The sequence below is a fragment of the Psychroserpens sp. SPM9 genome, assembly GCF_025153525.1.
In the GTDB taxonomy this organism is placed as follows: domain Bacteria; phylum Bacteroidota; class Bacteroidia; order Flavobacteriales; family Flavobacteriaceae; genus Psychroserpens.
Genome location: NZ_JANZNR010000003.1, coordinates 434468 through 456907, shown reverse-complemented (window position 1 = coordinate 456907; position 22440 = coordinate 434468). Strand labels below are relative to the sequence as shown.

Below are 22440 nucleotides of genomic sequence, written 5' to 3'. Positions count from 1 at the left end.
GTTGTAATTTTTCAGTTATTTTTATAAGCGTCAATAATTTTCTCATTTCTTACAATGTCACACATAAACAATGTTTATACTGTATCCTCATGAAACAGGTCGTAACTTTTTTAATCTTAATACAAAGCTTTCAAATGAATGCACAACATATCATACCAGATTCCATACAAACTGAAGCCAAATCTGCTTTATCTTATTTCCCTCAATTAGACAGCGTTCCGATTGAATTTAAATTCAAGAAAAATATTAAGAAATCGACTATGCAAGCGCGACCAACTTTTGGGAGTTTTTTCAGAAGTAAAAACAATAGAAGATTTGTAATTTTGATTAGTGAAACCTTCAAAATTTCTGATAAAGAGTTTCGTACCAGAGATATTCCTTCGGAAATATTAATCGGTTGGATTGGTCATGAACTTGGACATATCATCGACTATCAAGACCGAAGTAAGCTCAACCTGATTTGGTTCGGCATTAAATATTTGCTTTCAGAAAATCATATTGTAGAAGCTGAACGTGCAGCAGACACCTTTGCTGTATTTCATGGCATGGAAGATTATATTTTAAAAACTAAGGACTTCATATTAAATCATGCTCAAATTACCACTTCTTATAAGGATCGTATTAAGAAATATTATCTTTCCCCTGAAGAGATTATGGAGTTGGTGAATCAACGCAACACGGAAACCTCACAAGATTAAGCTTGAGAAATAAAGGTTTCCCACGCTTCAAATTTTTCCTCGCCCATCACACGTTCCATTTTTACTTGTCCGCCCTTCTTCTTATTTCTGGCATTCCAGTCATAAAATTTTTCTGGTGCTACAACTTTGACCTTCACACCTTTTAAAGCTTTGCTTCGTGCAACTTTATAATTTTTATTTGCTGCTTTTAATGAGGTATCTAAGGCTTTGGCAATTTCAGTTTCATCAGCATTTTTTAATTCAGAACCCAAATACCAACAGTGATAAAACTCTCCATCTTCTGCCCTATGTGCACAAATGGTATATTCTGGTATTGTGGTATCAAATTGTGTTTCCAAATCTCTTAATGCAGCATCCATTTTATTGACTGAGAGCTGTGAACCTACAGTATTCAAAAAGAATTTTGTACGACCTGTAATTTTAATTTCCGCACGTTCAATATTTGTAAACTCTATGGTATCTCCAATCAAATAACGCCATGCACCACTAACGGTACTTATGATAAGGACATAATCCTGATCTAATTCTACATCTTTTAATGTCAATGAAGGTGCCTCATTTTTTAAAGAACCATCTTGATTGATATATTCTGGCTGAAAAGGAACAAATTCAAAATAGATACCATTATTCGTGTTAAGTTGCATGGCATCGGTTTCTGGTCGCACTTGAGTAGCAATATAACCTTCAGACGCTAAATAGGTGTCAATAACTGTTACAGGTTTCCCCATAAGGGCTTTAAAACTCTTTTCATACGGACCAAAGGCTACACCTCCGGAAGTATATACTTGAAGATTAGGCCATATATCGTGAATATTATCAACTTTATGGTGATCGATTACTTTTTGCAGCATCAGTTCAATCCATGAAGGAATACCACTCAAAGCACCAATATCCCAGTCTTTTGCACGTTCTGCAATACGTTGTACTCTATTATCCCAATCATCAATTTTGGCAATATCTTCACCTGGTTTGTAATAGCCTTTAAACCACGACGGAATGTTACTGGCGCTTATCCCACTTATTTCACCTTCCAGATGGTTGTCTTTTTCATTCAAATCGGTTGAACTTCCCAACATCATAATCTCTTTTTCGAAAAAATCGGCTGGTAAATCATAGTTGTTTAAGGCAAATACTTGCTTAATTCCAGCTTGTCTGATAGCTTCAATCATTTCATCTGTCACAGGAATCCGCTTACTAGTGGTTCCTGTTGTACCAGAACTCAGTGCAAAATACGAAGGATTACCAGGCCAAGTGACATCGGTATCTCCTTCATGGAGTTTATACCACCATTCCTCATTAATTTTAGTATAGTCAAAATAAGGTACAGTTTCAGCAAATGCTTCAGCACTATTATCAGCGTCAAGGATATCCTGAAATTTATAATGCATCCCAAATTGGGTGTCTTTAGCCTTTTCCAACAAGTGTTTTAAAACCTCTTCTTGAGCTTTAGTGTGTTCTATTTCTGAAGAAAAGGTATCTTTTAACTGAATAAAACTTTTAATAATATTACCTAAAATTGCCATATGTGATTTTATAATCGTTAATGAAAGTTGCTAAATAGAAATGGATAACTGTAGTTTATGCTGCGATTTTTCGACATTCTTCAGCACATTTACGACATGACGCTGCACAAGCTTTACAATGATCATGATCATGAGCCTCACAGTGATCGGCACAATAATCACATATTTCGGCACAAAGAAGTGCATATTGTTTTACAAACGCGCTATCACACGCCATCATTTTAATGCAGATATAACATGCATCGACACATTGAATACAACATTTCGGACAATCATTCATACTCGTTTTACCAGCCATTTCAGATAAGCAATTTTGACATTCTACCAAACAAGTTTGACACGCTTCAATACAAGATTCATATGTAATATTCATAATTCTAAGGATTTGATTAATAATGTAGAAAGTAAGTGAAATTTGACTCACTTTAATAATGCGAACACTAAAAACATTAACTCATTTCATGGAAGTAACGAATTTATTGATGCTTATTAAAACTATTCTGAGGAGTCTCAGTAAACCATATTATGAAGAATGTTGATGCGAAAAGTAGCATTATTAATTCTAACGCATAAAAAATAACCTCTATCACATAAATTACAACAGAAACATTTTAATTACAGTATATTTAATGGTCTAATACAACAAATTAAAATTAAATACAGACATGGAAGATTGGTTTACTATTACGTCGGAAAGTTTAATAGCCATAATTTTAACAGCAATTGGAATTTATATCGCTTTAGTTCTTGTAACTCGAATCAGCGGAAAACGAAGCTTTTCAAAAATGTCTAGTTTTGATTTTGCAGTGACTGTAGCTATCGGATCTATCATGGCCACAGTAATCATCTCCAAATCGGTATCCTTACTTCAGGGTATCGTAGGTTTACTAATTATGTATGTCATCCAAATGACAGTTGCTTATGGGAGACGTTTTAAAGGTATTAGAAAGCTCATGGATAATAAACCCACTTTACTCATGAAAGACGGAAAAATCATCGAAGGCAGTCTTAAAAAATGCCATGTCACAGAATCTGATTTAAAAGCAAAACTACGTGAAGCTAATGTGATACAGTTAAGTGAAGTTAAAGCCGTTGTGTTTGAGTCTACAGGCGATATTTCTGTCCTACATGGTTCCAGCGACAAAACTTTGGACGATTGGATTATGGACTTCTAAACTCTGTTACAATATCAAACACTTTTTCAAAGTATCTTCATAAATCGCTTCGTATTGTGGTACAACTTTATGAATACCGAACTTTTGAGCGACAGCTTTGGCATTAGATTTAAATTTTGATAATCGCTGATCGTCAGATAATATATAAAGTGCATTCTTAGACATATCCTCTACGTCATTAATTTCACTTAAATACCCTGAAAAACCATGCTCATTAACTTCAGGAATTCCACCTGTATTACTTGAAATCACAGGAACACCTGACGCCATAGCTTCTAAAGCAGACAAGCCAAAACTTTCGGTTAAAGATGGCAACAAAAACAAATCACTAAAACAGAGAATTTTATCAATTTCATTACTGTTTCCGAAGAAAACAACTTTATTACTAATTCCCAATTTCTTGCATAATTGCTCAGCTGGCTCGCGTTCTGGTCCTTCTCCTACCATCATTAGTTTCGCCGGAATTTCCTTCTGAATATTATAAAATACCTTAATCACATCTGGAATTTGCTTCACCGATCTAAAGTTACTAATATGGGTGATAATTTTTTCTTCTTCAGTAGCCATCATTGCACGCTGACAATCTGTAAAATGGGGTTCATATTTCACCAAATCGATAAAGTTTGGCACTACATTAATCTCTTTCTTAATATCAAACAAACGTAAAGTATCGTCCTTTAAACTCTGAGATACCGACGTTACGGCATCAGATTTGTTAATACTAAATGTGACTGCCGGTTTGTAAAAGGGATGACTTCCAACAAGCGTGATATCTGTACCGTGAAGCGTGGTAACAATGGGTACATAAATCCCATCTTCCTGCAGCATTTTCTTAGCCATATACGCGGCATAAGCATGAGGAATCGCATAATGTACATGCAGAACTTCAATTTGATGAAGCTTTACCATATCAACTAATTTGCTAGACAAAGCCAATTCGTAAGGTTGATATAAAAACAAAGGATACTCAGGAACGGTAACCTCATGGTAATGAACATTATTACTGAGTAGTTCTAATCTAACAGGCTGACTATAAGTGATAAAATGGATTTCGTGACCACGTTTGGATAATTCTAAACCTAACTCTGTAGCAACAACGCCACTTCCTCCAAATGTGGGATAACAAACAATTCCTATTCGCATTATAATGTTTTAAGTATTAAATTTAAGTGACTTTTATAAGCACTTACTTCGTTAATCTACAGTTTCTGCTAAATCATTAGCACTCTCTTCATCACTAATCGCCTCGTAGATTAAGCGTTGTATTTCGGTTCTAATATTTTCACGCAACAATAGGTTTTTTCCAGCATGTGGATAGGTTCTATTAGCTAAAAATATATAGACTATTTCTTCTTCAGGATCTGCCCAAGCATACGTTCCTGTAAATCCAGAATGCCCAAAACTAGTCATCGAAACACAACCACAAGTCGGCCCTTCATCACCTAGTTGAGGTTTGTCGAAACCTATTCCTCGCCTTACATTTTTATGGCAAAAATGACAGGTATTAAATTTATCTATCGTTTCAGGTTTCAAATAACGCTTTCCGCCGTAATAGCCTTTCTGAAGATACATTTGCATTATTTTAGCGACATCATTAGCATTGCTAAACACACCAGCATGACCTCCTACACCATTTTGCATGGCAGCGCCCATATCATGTACATAGCCTTGAACTTTTTGATATCTGAAATAGTCGTCAATTTCTGTCGGAATAATATACTTATCACTAAATTTTGTCGAAGGATTATAGGTTGTGTAATTGGCGCCCAAACTGCGGTAAAAATGATCTTGAACTAATTCATCTAAAGGTTTTTTATAATAGCCTTCTATATATTTTTTCAGAATATAATACGGTAAATCACTATAGCGATAACGCTGTGTTGACAATAATTCGGTATCTAAAATGATTTTCTGAATGGAATCCGGATAATCATGTCGCAAGTACATTTGTTCTGCTACCTTAATACTGAAACGCGGTGTTGCCGATCTTCTGTAGTATTTAGGATCTGGTTTTTTAGTTACAGAATCTAAAGTCGATACATAAAACGGAACCCATGGACGCAATCTCGCATAATGGGATAACATTTGTTTGATGGTGACATTCTTTTTATTAGAAGTGGCATATTCTGGAAGAATTCTGGATAATTTAGTGTTGAGCGAAACCGCCTTTTTTTCTTCTAGTTCCATGAGTAAAGGCAAGGTTGCTAAGATTTTAGTAAGCGATGCCACATCGTATAAATCTTCAAATTTGACCTTTTCATTACCTTCATAGGTGTGCTTTCCAAAATTTTTATTGTAAATGACTTTTCCTTTTCTAGCGACCAAAAGCTGAATACCTGGAGTCATTTTTTGATCTACAGCATATTGTGCGATAGAATCTAATCGTGCTAAACGCTCTGAACTCATGCCTACGCGCTCTGGAAGTCCGTAACTCAATGACGACATTTCATTATAATGAATCCCATCACCTACTTTAAAATGCTCGCCTAAAGACACAGGCAAAACGCCTTTAGCAGGAACAGCACCAAAAAGTAATTGCGCCGATTTTTGCTGCGAAATTTCACTATTTTGGTAACTCATGACGACACCTTCAAGATTCTCCAACGTCAATAAATCGATAAGCGCATAGGGTCTGGCAAAAACATCTAAAATAACCGTGTTAGTTCGTGCCATTTCATAGAGCCAAACCTTTTCTCTTTCATTAAATGTATAGCCTTGCCAAGGATTGTCATTTTTTTTATGAAACCCAACTATTACAGTATTATAATTTTCAAGTTTCGTAATAAGTTCGTCTAATTTATCGGCCTGAATTTTATGAACTTTGGTGTACTTTTTCAGTTCGTCATAAAACACAGAACCAGAATCATCACCAAGTTCTACGTAAGCGATTTTTTTGGTTTCCAAATGGCGAAGTGGTAAAAGCTCCGATTTATTTTTTAAAACCGTAACAGCACTTTCTAACAATTCTTCGTATAAAACATCATCTTCAATACGATTCAAATCTTTAACCAAATTAGCAGTGCCAATAGGCTCGTAATGATGCAACCCAACTTTATACTTAGCCATTAAAATCTTTTTAACAGAATGTGCTAAGCGTTCTTCAGAAATATCTTTAGCCTGATAGGCTTCAATAATTTTTTTGATCGCTTGCGGAACGTCTTCAGAAATCAACAATACATCATTACCCGCTTTAAAAGCTGCTAAATCAATATCGCCAGGCACGCTATAGTTAGAAACACCTTTCATTTCTAAAGCATCCGTAAAAATTAACCCTTTAAAACCTAAGGAATCTTTCAGTATATCTGTAACAATATGTTTTGATAAAGACGATGGAAAACCAGAACGCGGCTCTAAGCTCGGTACATTTAAATGAGCGACCATCACACTGGATAACCCTTCTTTTATGAGCTGTTTATATGGATACAACTCTATCGAATCAATACGTTTTTTATTAAAGTTAATAGTCGGCAATGTTTTATGAGAATCGCTATCGGTATCACCATGACCAGGAAAGTGTTTGGCATTGGCTAGAACACCAGCATCCTGCATTCCTTTCATAAATGCAGAAGCCTTTAAAGTCACATTATCACGATCTTCTCCAAAAGAACGGTTGCCTATGATAGGGTTTTTAGGATTGGTATTGATATCTACGACAGGAGCGAAATTAAAATGCACTCCAATACGTCGGCAATGCTCTCCAATTTTGTAACCGGTTTGTTCGATTAACTTATCATTTTTTACGGCACCCAAAGTCATATTCCACGGAAAGGCATAGGTCGAGTCTAAACGCATGCTTAAACCCCATTCGGCATCCATACCAATAAGTAATGGTGTTTTGGATATAGCCTGATATAAGTTATTAAGTTTTGCTTGAGCAACGGGACCGCCTGTTGAAAAAATCAATCCGCCAATATGGTACTTATTAATGAGTGTGGCGATTTCTTTTTCGTTGGATTTATTCTTGTTAGAAAACGCTCTCGCCATAAATAATTGTCCGACTTTCTCCTCAATACTCATGGCATTATAAACACTATCGACCCATTTTTTTTGGGCTTCAATATTTTTGGCAGCCAAGGGATGAGCTGCATCTTGAGCAAAAACAGGGAGTGTTAGTAATAAGGTTAAAATGAGGGACAATACATATCGCATAAACTATAGGTTTTTGGTGTGTTCTTAATGAGAACTAAAAACTATGCCAAAATAGTATTTTTGAAAGGAACTTGAAAGACTTTAAGATAGATTTATAACCAAGGTTGTAAACAAAAAGACAATACACATCATGCGACGAATAAAGTCTATTTAGTCGAGCAAATCAATGTGCCTGTCGTGATAACCTAAAAGATATAAAACACCATCTAATCCAATACTGGAGATAGAACTTTGTGCGTTGTCTTTTACAGTTGGCTTAGCGTGAAACGCAATCCCTAATCCTGCAAGATTGAGCATTGGTAAATCATTAGCACCATCACCAACAGCAATAGTCTGACTAATATCTATGCCTTCTTTTTCAGCAATTTCTCGAAGATAAACAGCCTTTTTCTCGCCATCGACTATATCACCAATATAGCCACCAGTAAGCACTCCATCTTTGATTTCCAGTTCGTTGGCATAGACATAGTCTATACCAAGAACGCTTTGTAAATAATGTCCGAAATACGTAAAACCACCAGATAAAATCGCTGTTTTAAATCCGTAACTTCTTAAAGTATCAATAAGTCGTTTAGCACCTTTGGTTATAGGCAATTTAACAGCAACGTCATGAAGCACATCTTCACTTAATCCTTTGAGTAACTTCATACGTTTTTCAAAACTTTCATTAAAGTTAATCTCGCCTTTCATGGCCGATTCGGTGATGGCTTTTACTTCTGCTCCAACACCTGCCAATTCGGCTAATTCGTCAATAACTTCAGTTTGGATTAATGTAGAATCCATATCAAAACACACCAAGCGTCTATTTCTTCGGAAGATATTATCCTCCTGAAAGGCAATATCGACATCCAAGTCTCTGGAAATTTGCATGAATTTTTCAGTAAAATCAGACTTGCAATCAATTTTTCCACGAATCGATAATTGAATAGAAGCTCGAGGATAGGCCTCTTCCTTAACTAAAGAGGTACGACCAGTAAGTCGTTTGATAGCATCGATATTTAAGTTCTTTTCAGAAATGACTTTCGTCACTTGCGAGATTTGTTCGGCCGACAAGCGTTCTCCTAAAATGGTTATGATGTAGCGATCTTTTCCCTGAAGATTCACCCAACGCTCATAATCTTCAAGCGTAATAGGTGTGAATTTTGCTGTCACGCCAAGCTCATAGGCTTTAAAGAGCAAGTCTTTTAAAACAGCAGCCGATTTCTTTCCAGATTCGATTTTAAATAAAAAGCCTAGGGATAAGGTGTCGTGTATGTTTGCCTGACCAATATCTAATACTTTAGCGCCATAATCTGACAATACACTTGTTAAACTCGATGTTAATCCAGGTTTATCTTGCCCAGATATATTCAGTAAAAAAATCTCATTACTCATTTAAAACGGTCTTACTATTTTAAAAATCTACTATGCCAGCTTTCACTTGCGGGAACTTCCCAATTCTCTTTAAACTCTGCAATATTAGTTACTAAGTTGTTAAATACAATGGTATTTTTAGAGACCGCTTTGTCTTTTGCCATTTTTTTAAAGTCTAATAACGATTTGTAGGCGACATATGCTCCTTGTTTATAAGAGACATTCATTTTATCCATTAAGTCGACCTTGTATTCCTTTTCTAATTGCTGAATAAAATGTACGGAAGCATCAATACTGCAACCAGTAGCTGCATTTAAGCTTTGATTTAAACCTAAAACTATAAATCGCTTATATTCAATAGTGTATCCGGATTGTAAATCGCTCCCATGAGCGGTCCAATTTGAAATAAATACATCGAGTTTTTCTTTTATTTCTGAAAGCTCTTCCTCAGTAAATGATCGGTTGGCCTGATAAATCCAAACGCGTGATTCTTCAGGAAGTGTATTAAAATCTACTAGCATATATCACTTATTTTTACAGACACAAACATACGATTTTACATCCAATCTCTGTGTTGTGATTCCACCTTAAATAACAAGAAATTAGCGATTGATTTTGCATCATTTTCCAAAATGTAGGGAATCTTTACGGTTTTAGAAGCAGTTGCAATAAATACAGACGCAATTTTATGACGCTTTTGAAATATGGTTTGTCGTAATTTAACAGCTTGAATTTTATTGATTTCGAGAATATTAGTGGTTGTATCAATGACACCTCCTCCAATGCTCACATAGTCTTCATCAATCTTATAATACGCTTTTTTATAACCTATCCAAACGTATAACACACTCAAGATTAGCAGTAAACCTGTAATCCACCAAAAATTTCGTCCGAAGATTAAAACCCCTAAAACAGTGAGTAATCCCACTGTAATGACCGCTCGTAAAGCCATGATTCTCTTATAGTAAGGTTTAGGCTTAAATGCTTCAGACTTGCCTGAATAATTAACCAAAAGCTTATTAACTAAATGCTTGACTTGCTGTTGTTCTAATGCAATAATCACAAAGTTTTTTCGCTGTTTAGCATTCACCATCGCTTGTTTTACAAACAATGTATGCAAACCAAAATATCTTTTTACACGATTCGTTTTTATAACAATATTCTGAATTCTACTTGGTGTTAAACTCAAAGAAACTTTGTTAATCAACCCTTTATTTATCTCAATTGTTTTTTGATTTTCAATAACCTCAAGATTAAAATTGGTTATCACTGTTTTGATTACAGAAAACAATAAAGAAATAATCACAGCGGCCAGAATACCAACTAAATTTAGAAGAATGATATTCAAAACACTTTCCTGATCCAGATGTACGATGTCTTCCAGGCGCTCTCTTAATCGAAGTTCTTCTACATAATCTTTAAACTCATAATACAATCCGAAGACAAAAGACGCAATAATCGCAAAACTTCTCAGGTGGTTTTGTGAAATTCCTTCAAGTAGTAAACGCTTAATAGACACCCGAAAAAACACATTTTCTGCTTCAGTGACTTCCGTTTGAACATCGATTTGCTTCGCTTTTTGAAACAATTCAGATTTAAGCCTTAAAGCTGTTGGTTTATCTAATGCACTGATTTGTATTTCCGATTTAGTATCACCAGCAGTTTCGATGTTTAGAGAAACCACATTGATGATTTGCTGTAAAAAATTTTGCTTGATATAAACATTTTGAATTTTCGATTTCGGAATGATCGTATTGTCTTTATTAAAAATGCCTGTCGATAAATGAAAATCGTCTTTGCTTAGATGAAATTTGAAGTTTAAATATTTCAGAACAGCAATTATGAGAAGCACCACGAGAATTCCGACACAAATCAAAATAAGGTTTGTTAATGTCAGGTTTGCAAATGATTTCTTTTTGGAAAGTGACAAGCCGAAAGCAATAAAAAGCACAAAAAAGCGCTTAAAAAACTTAAAGGCATTAAAAGCAAAAATGATTATAATTCCTTTTGAAGACTGTCGTATAGGTTGAGAAAAATCAGTTATTTTCATTCACCTTAGCGCTTATAAAGTCGTTAACCTGGCGAGCTTCATGTTGTGGCAAACCTTTTATACTTAGATCGCTCCCTGATTCGCCTGCTGTATAAATATTAAGAGTAGCCAAATGGAACTGTCTAGACAACCAGCTACGGGATTCTTCGATATGTTGAATTCTGGAAATAGGAACTGTAGTAATCGTATTAACAATTAAACCATGTGCATAAATCACATCGTGTTCTCGTATTGCATATTTACGTTTACGAAAGGCTAATAAGGCCAAAACAAAATTAATCACGCAGAAAATAAAAACGATAGAGATAATCAGCCAAAAATTATTCTGAAACCCAGCTTTTGTGATCATGAATTTTCCGAGAATTAAGAATCCGAAACACACCGTATAAAGTAGAAGTTTATTAATTATAATAACTTTAATATACTGGCTCGAAATAGGCTTTAAAACAACATCATCAATATCTGGCAACGTATCATGGTGGATTTGTGTATTGGTGAAGTCCATGTTAAGATCCTAAGATTACTGATTGTTTTTATCGTGTTTTTTGAAATTTCTGTAGGTTAAAAACCCGTACATCAAAACCGCAAAAGGGAAATAAAAAGCTAAACGTTTTAAAGAAAATCCCCTTCCTAATAAATAATCGAAAATCACAATAATTACGCAGAACACTATACCGCCTACCAATGCAGCAACAACAACCCGTTTTTTATCAACTTGTGCCATCTTATAAATCTTGTGCATTAGCAATTAACTCAGCTATATCCATAACAGCGACATCTTGTTCTTTTTCTTTATTTTTCACACCATCGGTCATCATGGTATTACAAAACGGACAACCTGCAGCGATAATTTGTGGCTTGGTTTCTAAAGCCTGCTCAGTACGTTCAATATTAACGTCTTTATTACCCGGCTCTGGCTCTTTAAACATTTGCGCACCACCTGCACCACAGCATAATCCGCGAGATTTACAGCTTTTCATTTCTACCAATTCGGCGTCTAACTTTCTAATTAAATCTCTAGGCGCTTCATACACATCATTAGCACGACCTAAATAACAAGGATCATGAAATGTAATACGCTTGCCTTTATATTGTCCTCCTTCAATAGTTAAGCGACCTTCTGAAAGCAATGCTTTTAAAAACTGCGTATGATGCATCACCTCGTAGTTTCCGCCTAAACCTGGATATTCATTTTTTATGGTATTGAAACAATGCGGACAAGCAGTTACTATTTTTTTAATTTCATAAGCATTCATGATCTCAATATTAGTCACTGCCTGCATTTGAAATAAAAACTCATTCCCAGAACGCTTGGCTGGATCACCTGTACAACTTTCTTCGGTTCCTAATACCGCAAATTCGACATTAGCTTTATTTAAAAGTTTCACGAATGCCTTGGTGATTTTTTTTGCTCTATCGTCAAAGCTTCCTGCGCAACCTACCCAAAACAGTACTTCGGGTTGCTTGCCTGCTGCCATAAATTCTGCCATTGTTGGCACTTTGAGTAATTCGCTCATAGGTTTAATCTTGTGTTTTAATTCTCTTTAATTGCAGCAAAATCCTTTTTTGCAATTCTAATATATATGGCGAGTTTCTTATCACCATCTTTTAATTTATTCTTAGGATTTAAGCTCTCATATTCACCTCTGCGAACGGCTTCTTCTCCTATAGCTTCTTTTTGAATATCTGTACAATAATCGCACATCACTCTTAAAAGCTTGATATCTTTCACATAATTATTACGGTATTCAATACGGATATAACTTTTTATCTGTAATGAATCTTTTTTATATGATTGCGCACTTACAAAAGCACTATTTAAACAAACAATGCTTAGTAGTAAGAGTTGATATTTCCGAAGAAAAAACATCATTACGACTCATTTTTCCAATTGAGGCGATCCATTTGATTATAAGGCCATGGCGCGCCATTATTTTCAATGTTGGTCATCATATTATTCAACTCCATTGGTGCAGCACTTTGTTCCATAACTAAATATTGACGCATTTGCATGATAATATTTAATGGATCGATACTTACCGGACAAGCTTCAACGCAAGCATTACAGCTGGTACACGCCCAAAGTTCTTCGTTTGTGATATAATCACCAAGCAATTGCTTACCATCTTCTTTAAATTCACCTTTATTGGCATCGATATTTTTACCAACTTCCTCCAAACGATCACGTGTATCCATCATGATTTTTCTAGGTGATAATTTCTTTCCGGTTTGATTAGCCGGACATTCGCTTGTACAACGTCCGCATTCAGTACAGGTATAAGCATTCAACAGATTGAGCCAACTTAAATCCTGAACATCACTAGCACCAAATTTAGCAGGAACCGTTGCATCTGCTCCTTCAGCGGGCGCGGCAAAAGGATCAACATTGGGATCCATCATCATTTTCACCTCATTCGTTACAGTCTCATTGTTTTCAAATTGCCCTTTTGGTGTTAGTTTTCCGTAGTAGGTATTTGGAAACGCCAACAGAATATGCAAATGCTTAGAGAAATACAGATAATTTAAGAAGATTAAAATACCAATAATATGTAACCACCAAGCTGATCTTTCAATCATATGAATGGTATTTTCTGAAAAATTGCTAAACCAAGGCGCGATGTACTGACTCACTATATTTCCAGAATCCATCGCCTGAAACTTTAAATCTGTAGCATTCATCACCAAAAATAAGGTCATCAATACCATTTCAAAATACAGGATGTTATTCCCGTCATTTTTAGGCCAGCCTTTCATTTCAGAACTTAGAAATCGTTTTAATCGTATTACGTTTCGACGAATCCAAAATATAATTACAGAAACAAAAACCAATACTGCAAGCACTTCAAAAACACCAATCAGGAATCCGTAAACACTTCCCAAAGAAGAAAACACTCGATGTTGTCCTGTAAGTCCGTCAATTATAATTTCAAGAACCTCAATATTGATGACTACAAATCCAATATACACCACCACATGCAAAATACCTGCAATAGGTCGTTTTACCATTTTACTTTGCCCAAGTGCAATCATGGCCATATTTTTCCAACGCTGCGATTTGTTATCGCTAATATCCAGGTCGCGACCAAGTTTGATATTACGTGATAGTTTTCGAACATTTTTAGCAAAATAACCAATGCCCAGAACCAATGCTATGGCAAATAATAGTTGTGGTAAATATTCCATAAGTGATTTTAATTATTTTGATCGTCTTCTTCTGGTGGTGTATACGGTATTTCTTTCTTAGAAAGAATACGTCTGTAACGCGCAGGATGCAACTTAATATCTCTAATTAATTCTTCCATTTCCTGAGATGCAGCTTCTAAGTGATCATACAAACCCTCGTCTTTTAAGAGCTTGCCAATAGTACCATCTCCATTTTGTATACTGGTCATCAAAGCATTAACAGAAGCCAAAGTTTTATCAAGTTCTGCAACAGTTTTTGAAAATTTAACGTTCTGTAAATCTGAAGTAATTGCAGAGAGATTCTTAGTAATAGAATCTACATTACCCAAAACCGAACTCAGTTTTTCATCATTTTTCTTTACCAGTGCATTTACCGAATACGATACGGCTTTAAACGACTTCATGGTTGCATTTAATTCGGCAATCGCGTTTTTAAGTCCGTCTTCAGACTCATCCGCAACAATCCCATTTAAATTGATTAAAAGAGAATCGGCTGTTTTTAAGGTCGAATCTAAATTATCACTAACACCCGAAAAGTTTTTAGTCAAACTAGAGACTAAATCATCTTCGACTTCAGACTCTAAAAAATCACCGGGTTTGGCTTGTTCTCCTTCTGTACTTATAACGATAGCTAGTGCATTACCACCCATCAAACCTGTTTTGTAGAGTCTAATTTTACTTAGTTTCGAAAAATGAAGTTGATCATCAACAGTAAACTCAACACGGGTTTTACCCGTATTATAATCGTATTTGATGTTTTTTATTTTACCAACATTATTTCCTTTAACGGTTACTGGAGATGAGCTACTTAAAGCGTTGTAATCAAATTCGGTGTAATAGGTGTCTGGCGATTCAAATAGATTTTCTCCTTTGAGATAATTAAATAAGAATACCAATAATACGATACCCGAAAGTACCAGTATGGCTGTTTTTACTTCTCTTGAAACTTTCAAATTTTACAATTTTGGGTTACAACAAAATTAACAAAATAATATAAAGAATGTGTCTAATTAGAGGCAGATTTCAATGCTTCGGAAACATCAATTTTTTTTCCATCCTTATAAGCAACTACAAAACAGTCGGTATACCCTTTAGATTGTGCTTCGGTTTGCAACTGTTTTACAATATTATAATCTGAAGTATAACCATAATAATACTTATAAACCGAACCCACTTTCTCTCTAGAAATATCTTTTAGACCTTTAAAGTTATAGGATTTTGGCGCTAATTCTTTAGAGCTTGCTGCAATTTGAACCTTGAAAACCACATTTTCTATAATTTGTGGCTCACCTTCAATAGCTACATCGGCAGTTTCTGAATTATCCTGATAAATATTTTTACCGACGTTTAAATCTAACTGTTTCTTATAATCTAAAATGGCATCCGAAATGGATTTAGACATTTTTGATTGTCCGTTTTTAGAGTTTAAATACGCCCCTTCTTTTTTGTAGGTTAAAAATCCCGTTTCAACCAGAACACTTGGCATATAGGTATTGTGAAGCACCCAAAAACCAGCTTGTTTTACACCTCTACTCTTACGTTTTTGCTGGGCCTTAAAATTATCTTCAATATGTCTTGCTAGTCTAATACTTTGATCGAGATAATCTTCTTGTAAAATGCTCAACGTAATAAAAGACTCTGGAGAATTAGGATCAAACCCTTCGTAGTGTTGTTCATAATCGGCCTCTAAAAAAATCACTTCGTTCTCTTTTTTTGCAATTTCAAAATTTCGTTGATTGGCGTGTAGACCTAAAACAAAAGTTTCTGTTCCGTTAGCCGAAGAATTATGAGCATTACAATGCACAGAAACAAACAAATCTGCATCGGCATCATTAGCAATTTTAGCACGACCTCTTAAAGTCACAAAAACATCTTTTGTTCTGGTATAAATAACTTTAATGTCTTTGTGTTTTTCTAAAGTGTTTCCAATTTGCTTAACAATATTTAACGCGATGTCTTTTTCTTTATAACCGCTTCCAAGATTTCCAGAATCATGACCGCCATGACCAGCATCTAAGACCACAATAAACTTATCTTTATCACCTTGAAGTGCATGCGCAGATGTTAAAAAACTGGTAATTAACAAAAGTGTTAGTAAGAATCTATATGGTAGTGTCGTTTTCATAGATGTTTAACGTTTTATCAACTCGTTTTATTTTAGGGTATTAAAATACAATCGTTTTCGTACTTTGAATACTTTATATAAATTGATTGAATTATAAATTAATCATAAAAAATATATGTAATTTTGGCAATTCAAAAACCGAGCCATACTTTAGCAAAAATACATTTAAAAGCATTGCGTACAAAAAGCTTACACATACTTTTTACCCTAAGTTTTACCATGTTTATTAACATGTTTTGCTTTGCACAAGAGTTGCCAAATTCTAAAGAACCCATCAAACCCAAAACGGTTAACGATTCGGTAAGAATTAATGTCGACTCTCTACTTACACCACCTATAAATACCAAAGAAATAGATAGCACCAAAAAAGATTCTGTTCCGAAGAAAAAGGAAGCGCTTGCTGATATTGTCAAATACAAAGCCACAGATTACGTTAGGTTAGATCAACGAAAAAACCAAACGACCCTTTATAACAATGCTGAAGTTGATTATCAGGATATGAATATCAAAGCAGGCATTATTGTCATCGACCATAACAAAAACCTAGTGTTTGCGGGACGCTTAAAGGATTCGGCTGGTGTTTACTCTCAAGCACCTGTATTTACACAAGGACAAAGTGTGATAGAACCTGATTCTATCATTTTTAATACTGAAAACAAAAAAGGTCTGGTTTTTAATTCGAGAACCGAACAAAGTGGCGGTACCATCATCGCTGAGAAAACAAAGATTGAAAATGATTCGATTTTATTTATTCAGAACGGAAAGTTTACGACCTCTGAAAACTTAGACGATCCCGAATATTATTTTTTAATGCGAACTGCTAAGGTGGTTCCTGGAGTTAAAGTAGTTACCGGACTCACCAACTTGTTTATTTATGATGTTCCGACGCCAATCGGATTGCCCTTTGCATATTTTCCGATGACCAAAAAACAAACATCTGGTGTGATAATGCCTACTCCCGGACAAGATTTAGGAAACGACAGAGGTTACTTTTTACAAAATGGTGGTTATTATTTTGCCATTAGTGATTATTTAGATTTAGCTGTGTTAGGTGATTATTACACCAATGGAAGTTATGGACTTCGAATTGAAAGTAATTACGCGCTACGCTATAAATTTAGAGGAAATCTAAGTTTTCGTTACGAGAATTTAATTAATAGCGAACGTGGGTTTCCAGATTTTTCAAAATCGACCATTTACAATATTAGATGGTCGCACAGCCAAGATGCTAAATCCAATCCGAGTTCTCGATTCTCTGCCTCTGTGAACCTAGGAAGTAGTCAATATTACAGACAATCGATTAATCAGTTGAATTTAACCAACTCACTAAACAATACCTTAGCGTCTTCGGTTTCTTACTCTAAAACATTTCAAGGCGAACCTCAGGTAAACATGAGTGTTACAGCTACCCATTCGCAAAATACTAATACCGAACAAATCAATTTAACTCTACCTACATTTCAAGGAAGTGTTAGCAGAGTTTTCCCTTTTGAACCTAAAACGGGAACTAAAAAAGGGATCATTCAGAATATAAATGTCCAATACAACGTAAGAGCTGAAAACAGAATTCAAACCACCGATTCACTGTTTTTTAAATCGGAAATGTTCGATGATGCTCAGGTTGGCGCTGTGCATTCTATACCTGTGTCTACTAACTTTAAGATATTTGATTACTTCAGTATGAGTGCCAATGCAAATTTTGAAGAGAACTGGACACTCAATACCATTAATAGATATTACGATGAAGATGCGGAAGAAATTGTTACCGAAGAGTTAAACCATTTTGACCGTTTCTTTACCTATAATTTTAGCGCAAGTTTAGGAACAACTATTTACGGCATGTTTGATTTTGAAAAGGAAGGCAAAGACCCTTTGATTAAAAAAATTCGTCATGTCATGCGACCGTCAATTAGTTATAATATCAATCCGGCCTTTGATAATTATTACGATACTTTTGAAATCGTTGATGCCGATGGTACTACTGCTGGTGAAGCCGAACGTGTTCAGTACACACGGTTTGAAGGCTCATTATTTGGTGTTCCAAGCCGTACATTCTCTAGCTCGATGGGGATTTCTATAGGAAATAATTTTGAAGCCAAAGTTAGAGACAAAGACAGTACAGCTACTGAACCTAAAAAAATCAAACTTTTAAACAACCTTAATTTTCAGACCTCTTATAATTTTGCAGGTGACTCATTGCAATGGAGTCCTTTGAGAATTTCGGGAGGTACAACTATTCTTCAAGATAAGATGAATATTAACTTCGGAATGGTACTCGATCCGTATGCTTTGAATAATAATAACCAAAGAATCGATCAATTTAATATCAACAATGGCGGAAGTCTTTTCAGACTAACATCTGCTAATCTTAATATTAGTTATTCCTTATCCAGCAAACAATTTGAAGGTGGTGACCCTGAAAATGATGCCGCTATACAAGAAAATCTAAGAAGTGGTGGTCGCGCCGATGATTTATTTGGTCGACCTCAGGATTTTGCAGATCAGCGTCTCACAGATGACGACAGAGATAAAAAGAAAAAAGAAGAGCCTTCAGAGTTTTATAATTATAGCATCCCCTGGAGTTTGAGATTAGCCTATGCTGTGAATTATACCAATTCGGCAAGGCAGAATACCATCTCTAACAATTCGTTAATGTTTTCTGGCGATATTGAATTGTCACCACGATGGTCGGTTGGTGCGTCTTCTGGTTATGACTTTGTCAACCAAGGATTCACAGCTACACAATTACGTTTTGAGCGTGATTTATTAAGCTGGCGAATGAACTTTACCTGGGTACCGTTTGGACCTTATAACTCATGGAACTTCTTTATCGGCATTCGTTCAAACTTACTTAAAGACCTTAAATACGATAAGCGTAAACAAAGAGATCAACAACTTTAATTTATACAATATCATGAAAACCATCATCAATACACCTAATGCTCCTGCTCCAATTGGTCCTTATAATCAAGCGATTTTAACAGGAGACACTTTATATACTTCGGGTCAAATCGCTATTGATGTTAATACAGGTGAATTGGTTTTAGATTCAATTGTTTTAGAAACAGAACAGGTGATGACCAATCTTAAAGCCGTTTTACAGGCTGCAAATATGACATTCGAAAATGTGATTAAGACGTCTATCTTTATTAGTGACATGCATAACTTTTCAAAAATAAACGAAGTGTATGCCAAATACTTTGATGCCGATACAGCTCCAGCTCGCGAAACAGTTGAAGTTGCCAATTTACCAAAGTTTGTCAATGTAGAAATCAGCATGATCGCCGTAAAATAAAAGCCCTTTTAAGAGTTATAAACAATCAATTCTTAAAAACTTCAAGAAACATGTGTTTTATAGTTACTTCTTAGCTTTATTTTTGAAACCTATTAAAACACTTTACTATGCTTAAAACATTACTGTCTGCCACACTTATTTTTATGACTTCAATAGTCGTTGCTCAAGATAATTTTGAAAAATCATTAGATTCTGTTCAAACACTTGACGATGTCAACTTATTCTTCAAAAAGAATAAAAAAGCTAAAGGAAAAGTTATTGTCTTCAACGAAGAAAAGCATAAGACCAAAATGGCTGAAGACATTCTTAAAATGGGAATAGGTTCTAAAAAATATTTCAAGGATGCACCACAAAAAACCTATTATAAGGTCATTGAAAAATATGAAATCCCTTACTATAGAGTCAGCTGTGTATACTTAGACGGCTCTATTAAATCTTTGGAAGAAATCAATAACATTCGTCAAGATGTCATTTCTAAATACAAACAAGGTTACCGTTTTACAGATTTAGCGAAACGCTATTCAATGGATAACACTGCAAAACAAGGAGGTGATCTGGGATGGTTTACTTATGGTGATTTACATCCTGAGTTTGAAAAACAAGTCCTCAAAGAAAATCACAGTGTCAATGATATTTTCACCATTGATATTCCAGAAATCAAGGCTTATTATGTGGTTTTAATGACACAAGACAAAAAACTAATTGAAGAAGCTAAGGTTTTAAAAGTGACCGAACCTAGAAAATAATGCAACTTTTCTATAATCAAGATTTAACAGAACAGGATTCTGAGATTCAGTTTTCTAAAGAAGAAAGTAAACACATTGCCAAAGTGTTGCGGAAATCTGTAGGCGATGTTTTGCATATTACCAATGGAAAGGGCTGGTTGTTTACTGCTGAAATCACGATTGCTGACATCAAAAACTGCATGGCACAAATCACTTCAGCAACACTACAGCCTAAACGAAACTACAGGCTTCACTTAGCTGTGGCGCCAACCAAAATGAACGATCGCTACGAATGGTTTTTAGAAAAAGCAACCGAAATAGGGATAGACAGTATTACTCCTATCTTTTGTGATAATAGCGAGCGTCGTGTCATAAAAGCTGATCGCTATGAAAAAATACTGCAAGCAGCCATGAAGCAATCGCTACATTGCTATTTACCAGAACTTCATGAGGCTATTTCTTTTAAAACGTATATGAATCAGGAATTCAACGGACAAACATTTATTGCGCATTGTGAGGAAACCGACAAAAAATCACTAAAGCAAGAACTAAAAGCAAATGAAGCCGTTACAATTCTTATTGGACCAGAAGGCGATTTTAGTCCTAAAGAAATCAATCAAGCCATCGAAAAACAATTCATTCCAGTAACCCTGGGTAATACACGATTACGCACGGAAACTGCTGCCATTGTCGCTTGTCATTCTGTATCGTATATAAATGAATAATAAGTTTAATTGATAAAAATTAAAGCATTTACAATCAGTATTTTGAATGATTATACTTTATAAGATTATTAGTCCGTAAACTATCAGAACAGCCTCAATACGAAAGAAATGTAAGCATCATAATTATTGATCTAGCACTTTCTTTTTTCCGAAGAAAAAAATAATAAGGTCATAAATAACGTTAAAAGGATATGTTTCATAACTCTATTTTTTTTATTTTTGAACTTATGAGGATTAGTTCAAAACACTTTAAGAATCTTACAATAACATGCACACTTGTGATAAGCTTAATAAGCTCTGTAGCATTAGCTCAAGACTTAGCAATGCTTAAATACAAAGGTGGTGGTGATTGGTACAGCAACCCTACTGCTTTACCTAATTTAATCGAATATTGTAATGACCATATTAAAACAAAAATGAACACAAAACCTCAGGTCGTCGAAGTTGGTAGCATCGATATTTTTCAATTTCCGTTACTGCATATGACAGGTCATGGGAATGTATTTTTTTCGGATGAAGATGCTGATAACCTAAGAAAATATCTACTTTCTGGCGGATTTCTACATATTGATGACAATTATGGTATGGAACCTTATATTAGAAAAGAGCTTAAAAAAGTATTTCCTAATCTGGAACTGGTAGAATTACCCAAAACACACCCAATTTTTAGTACGGCGTACAAATTCACTGATGGTTTGCCTAAAATCCATGAACACGATGGTAAACGTCCGCAAGCTCTAGGAATCTTTCACAAAAACCGACTGGTGCTATTATTTACTTTTGAAAGTGATTTAGGAGACGGATGGGAAGATTCAGAAGTTCACAATGACCCAGAAGATGTTAGAGAAAAAGCACTTAAAATGGGCGCTAATATTGTGAAATATGCTTTTGAAAACTAAAATCAATACCATTTCAAAACACCTAATTCTTATCGGGTTTTTAATAAGTTGTTCTTGTAAAAATTCAAGTAACATCAAAGGTTTTGAGGCAAAACAGCATCCATTCAGCATAAGATACAACAGTCAGCAATGGCGCGTGATTCAACCCGTTTACAACCTTAAAGACAAGGTTTTATTCTCATTAATAGACGACACTGACAAAGCTTCTTTTGTTCTAAAAATCACTAAAGACACCTCTCAAGATAACCTATCTAACAGCGTTTATTATGAGGCTGTGAAACAAATGGTGTTAGACACACATGAATTTAATTCTTTTTACCAGGAACGCAATACAGAAATAAATGGCCAAAGCTTTCATCAGTTAAACTTTCTGATTTTTGTTGATGACCAGTATATGCTTCATGAAGTCCTACTAAAACGCACTGGTGCCATCACATATATCATTCAGTTATCTTACCCAAGAGAAGAAACGGGTATATACATATTTAGTCCTCCTGAGAAAATAAAAACCTTATTAAATTCTATACAACTAGATTGAAT

The 22440-nt window shown here is 35.1% G+C and carries 22 protein-coding genes; 8 read left to right on the top strand and 14 right to left on the bottom strand.

Annotated features, from left to right (window positions below):
* The first annotated feature begins 89 nt into the window (after positions 1-89).
* Complete coding sequence (locus tag N4270_RS08420; protein WP_260096582.1) at positions 90-698, top strand: hypothetical protein; 609 nt, start codon at positions 90-92, stop codon at positions 696-698.
* Here N4270_RS08420 and N4270_RS08415 read toward each other — a convergent pair.
* Together N4270_RS08415 and N4270_RS08410 are read right to left on the bottom strand one after the other, a co-directional pair.
* Positions 695-2221 carry a GH3 auxin-responsive promoter family protein gene (locus N4270_RS08415; protein WP_260096581.1) on the bottom strand — a complete coding sequence of 509 codons (1527 nt, stop codon included), beginning with the start codon at positions 2219-2221 and terminating at the stop codon, positions 695-697. The two genes, N4270_RS08420 and N4270_RS08415, sit on opposite strands and share 4 nt — an antisense overlap.
* 55 nt (positions 2222-2276) lie before the next feature.
* Positions 2277-2594: a four-helix bundle copper-binding protein gene (locus tag N4270_RS08410; protein ID WP_260096580.1), complete on the bottom strand. Its 318-nt coding sequence runs from the start codon at positions 2592-2594 to the stop codon at positions 2277-2279.
* Between the two features lie 292 nt (positions 2595-2886).
* On the opposite strand from N4270_RS08410, the gene N4270_RS08405 reads away from it, so the two are divergent.
* Positions 2887-3396: a DUF421 domain-containing protein gene (locus N4270_RS08405; RefSeq protein ID WP_260096579.1), complete on the top strand. Its 510-nt coding sequence runs from the start codon at positions 2887-2889 to the stop codon at positions 3394-3396.
* Between the two features lie 6 nt (positions 3397-3402).
* Here N4270_RS08405 and bshA read toward each other — a convergent pair whose 3' ends face one another.
* From bshA to N4270_RS08345, 12 genes are all read right to left on the bottom strand, one after another.
* Positions 3403-4539 (bottom strand): N-acetyl-alpha-D-glucosaminyl L-malate synthase BshA, encoded by a 1137-nt coding sequence (gene bshA / locus N4270_RS08400; RefSeq protein WP_260096578.1) that lies wholly within the window; start codon positions 4537-4539, stop codon positions 3403-3405.
* Between the two features lie 51 nt (positions 4540-4590).
* On the bottom strand, positions 4591-7545 hold the full coding sequence (locus N4270_RS08395; protein WP_260096577.1) for a glycoside hydrolase family 3 N-terminal domain-containing protein: 2955 nt from the start codon (positions 7543-7545) through the stop codon (positions 4591-4593).
* 150 nt (positions 7546-7695) lie between these two features.
* Positions 7696-8919: a phosphoserine phosphatase SerB gene (gene serB, locus N4270_RS08390; protein WP_260096576.1), complete on the bottom strand. Its 1224-nt coding sequence runs from the start codon at positions 8917-8919 to the stop codon at positions 7696-7698.
* Between the two features lie 14 nt (positions 8920-8933).
* Complete coding sequence (locus N4270_RS08385; RefSeq protein WP_260096575.1) at positions 8934-9419, bottom strand: ABC transporter ATPase; 486 nt, start codon at positions 9417-9419, stop codon at positions 8934-8936.
* Positions 9420-9454: 35 nt separating this feature from the next.
* The gene (locus N4270_RS08380; protein WP_260096574.1) at positions 9455-10948 is read right to left on the bottom strand and encodes a PH domain-containing protein; all 1494 of its coding nucleotides are present in this window, start codon (positions 10946-10948) and stop codon (positions 9455-9457) included.
* Entirely contained in the window at positions 10935-11453 is a 519-nt protein-coding gene (locus N4270_RS08375; RefSeq protein WP_260096573.1) for a PH domain-containing protein, read from the bottom strand. Before N4270_RS08375 ends, N4270_RS08380 begins: the two co-directional genes overlap by 14 nt.
* Before the next feature lie 15 nt (positions 11454-11468).
* Positions 11469-11672 carry a hypothetical protein gene (locus N4270_RS08370; protein WP_260096572.1) on the bottom strand — a complete coding sequence of 68 codons (204 nt, stop codon included), beginning with the start codon at positions 11670-11672 and terminating at the stop codon, positions 11469-11471.
* A 1-nt stretch (position 11673) separates the two neighbouring features.
* Positions 11674-12465, bottom strand: coding sequence for a (Fe-S)-binding protein (locus N4270_RS08365; protein WP_260096571.1), 792 nt, complete (start codon positions 12463-12465; stop codon positions 11674-11676).
* A gap of 17 nt (positions 12466-12482) precedes the next feature.
* Positions 12483-12821 carry a hypothetical protein gene (locus N4270_RS08360; RefSeq protein ID WP_260096570.1) on the bottom strand — a complete coding sequence of 113 codons (339 nt, stop codon included), beginning with the start codon at positions 12819-12821 and terminating at the stop codon, positions 12483-12485.
* The gene (locus tag N4270_RS08355) at positions 12821-14131 is read right to left on the bottom strand and encodes a 4Fe-4S dicluster domain-containing protein (RefSeq protein WP_260096569.1); all 1311 of its coding nucleotides are present in this window, start codon (positions 14129-14131) and stop codon (positions 12821-12823) included. Before N4270_RS08355 ends, N4270_RS08360 begins: the two co-directional genes overlap by 1 nt.
* 8 nt (positions 14132-14139) lie before the next feature.
* Positions 14140-15084, bottom strand: a complete 945-nt coding sequence (locus tag N4270_RS08350; protein ID WP_260096568.1) for an MlaD family protein — start codon at positions 15082-15084, stop codon at positions 14140-14142.
* 53 nt (positions 15085-15137) lie between these two features.
* Positions 15138-16256, bottom strand: coding sequence for an N-acetylmuramoyl-L-alanine amidase (locus tag N4270_RS08345; protein ID WP_260096567.1), 1119 nt, complete (start codon positions 16254-16256; stop codon positions 15138-15140).
* A 123-nt stretch (positions 16257-16379) separates the two neighbouring features.
* On the opposite strand from N4270_RS08345, the gene N4270_RS08340 reads away from it, so the two are divergent.
* The 6 genes from N4270_RS08340 (at position 16380) to N4270_RS08315 (ending at position 22438) form a co-directional block, all read left to right on the top strand.
* Positions 16380-19157 carry a putative LPS assembly protein LptD gene (locus N4270_RS08340; RefSeq protein WP_260096566.1) on the top strand — a complete coding sequence of 926 codons (2778 nt, stop codon included), beginning with the start codon at positions 16380-16382 and terminating at the stop codon, positions 19155-19157.
* Positions 19158-19170: 13 nt separating this feature from the next.
* Positions 19171-19551: a Rid family detoxifying hydrolase gene (locus N4270_RS08335; protein WP_260096565.1), complete on the top strand. Its 381-nt coding sequence runs from the start codon at positions 19171-19173 to the stop codon at positions 19549-19551.
* Positions 19552-19658: 107 nt separating this feature from the next.
* The gene (locus N4270_RS08330) at positions 19659-20297 is read left to right on the top strand and encodes a peptidylprolyl isomerase (RefSeq protein ID WP_260096564.1); all 639 of its coding nucleotides are present in this window, start codon (positions 19659-19661) and stop codon (positions 20295-20297) included.
* Positions 20297-21001, top strand: a complete 705-nt coding sequence (locus N4270_RS08325; RefSeq protein WP_260096563.1) for a 16S rRNA (uracil(1498)-N(3))-methyltransferase — start codon at positions 20297-20299, stop codon at positions 20999-21001. The genes N4270_RS08330 and N4270_RS08325 overlap by 1 nt, the downstream gene beginning before the upstream one ends.
* A 323-nt stretch (positions 21002-21324) precedes the next feature.
* Positions 21325-21900, top strand: coding sequence for a DUF4159 domain-containing protein (locus tag N4270_RS08320; protein ID WP_260096700.1), 576 nt, complete (start codon positions 21325-21327; stop codon positions 21898-21900).
* Entirely contained in the window at positions 21890-22438 is a 549-nt protein-coding gene (locus N4270_RS08315) for a hypothetical protein (protein ID WP_260096562.1), read from the top strand. Before N4270_RS08320 ends, N4270_RS08315 begins: the two co-directional genes overlap by 11 nt.
* Positions 22439-22440: the final 2 nt, after the last annotated feature.

Excerpts from the sequence above, each read along its gene's own strand:
- N4270_RS08420 (WP_260096582.1), top strand. The coding sequence starts at position 90 with ATGAAACAGGTCGTAACTTTTTTAATCTTAATACAAAGCTTTCAAATG.
- N4270_RS08415 (WP_260096581.1), bottom strand. The coding sequence starts at position 2,221 with ATGGCAATTTTAGGTAATATTATTAAAAGTTTTATTCAGTTAAAAGAT.
- N4270_RS08410 (WP_260096580.1), bottom strand. The coding sequence starts at position 2,594 with ATGAATATTACATATGAATCTTGTATTGAAGCGTGTCAAACTTGTTTG.
- N4270_RS08405 (WP_260096579.1), top strand. The coding sequence starts at position 2,887 with ATGGAAGATTGGTTTACTATTACGTCGGAAAGTTTAATAGCCATAATT.
- bshA (WP_260096578.1), bottom strand. The coding sequence starts at position 4,539 with ATGCGAATAGGAATTGTTTGTTATCCCACATTTGGAGGAAGTGGCGTT.
- N4270_RS08395 (WP_260096577.1), bottom strand. The coding sequence starts at position 7,545 with ATGCGATATGTATTGTCCCTCATTTTAACCTTATTACTAACACTCCCT.
- serB (WP_260096576.1), bottom strand. The coding sequence starts at position 8,919 with ATGAGTAATGAGATTTTTTTACTGAATATATCTGGGCAAGATAAACCT.
- N4270_RS08385 (WP_260096575.1), bottom strand. The coding sequence starts at position 9,419 with ATGCTAGTAGATTTTAATACACTTCCTGAAGAATCACGCGTTTGGATT.
- N4270_RS08380 (WP_260096574.1), bottom strand. The coding sequence starts at position 10,948 with ATGAAAATAACTGATTTTTCTCAACCTATACGACAGTCTTCAAAAGGA.
- N4270_RS08375 (WP_260096573.1), bottom strand. The coding sequence starts at position 11,453 with ATGGACTTCACCAATACACAAATCCACCATGATACGTTGCCAGATATT.
- N4270_RS08370 (WP_260096572.1), bottom strand. The coding sequence starts at position 11,672 with ATGGCACAAGTTGATAAAAAACGGGTTGTTGTTGCTGCATTGGTAGGC.
- N4270_RS08365 (WP_260096571.1), bottom strand. The coding sequence starts at position 12,465 with ATGAGCGAATTACTCAAAGTGCCAACAATGGCAGAATTTATGGCAGCA.
- N4270_RS08360 (WP_260096570.1), bottom strand. The coding sequence starts at position 12,821 with ATGATGTTTTTTCTTCGGAAATATCAACTCTTACTACTAAGCATTGTT.
- N4270_RS08355 (WP_260096569.1), bottom strand. The coding sequence starts at position 14,131 with ATGGAATATTTACCACAACTATTATTTGCCATAGCATTGGTTCTGGGC.
- N4270_RS08345 (WP_260096567.1), bottom strand. The coding sequence starts at position 16,256 with ATGAAAACGACACTACCATATAGATTCTTACTAACACTTTTGTTAATT.
- N4270_RS08335 (WP_260096565.1), top strand. The coding sequence starts at position 19,171 with ATGAAAACCATCATCAATACACCTAATGCTCCTGCTCCAATTGGTCCT.
- N4270_RS08330 (WP_260096564.1), top strand. The coding sequence starts at position 19,659 with ATGCTTAAAACATTACTGTCTGCCACACTTATTTTTATGACTTCAATA.
- N4270_RS08325 (WP_260096563.1), top strand. The coding sequence starts at position 20,297 with ATGCAACTTTTCTATAATCAAGATTTAACAGAACAGGATTCTGAGATT.
- N4270_RS08320 (WP_260096700.1), top strand. The coding sequence starts at position 21,325 with ATGCTTAAATACAAAGGTGGTGGTGATTGGTACAGCAACCCTACTGCT.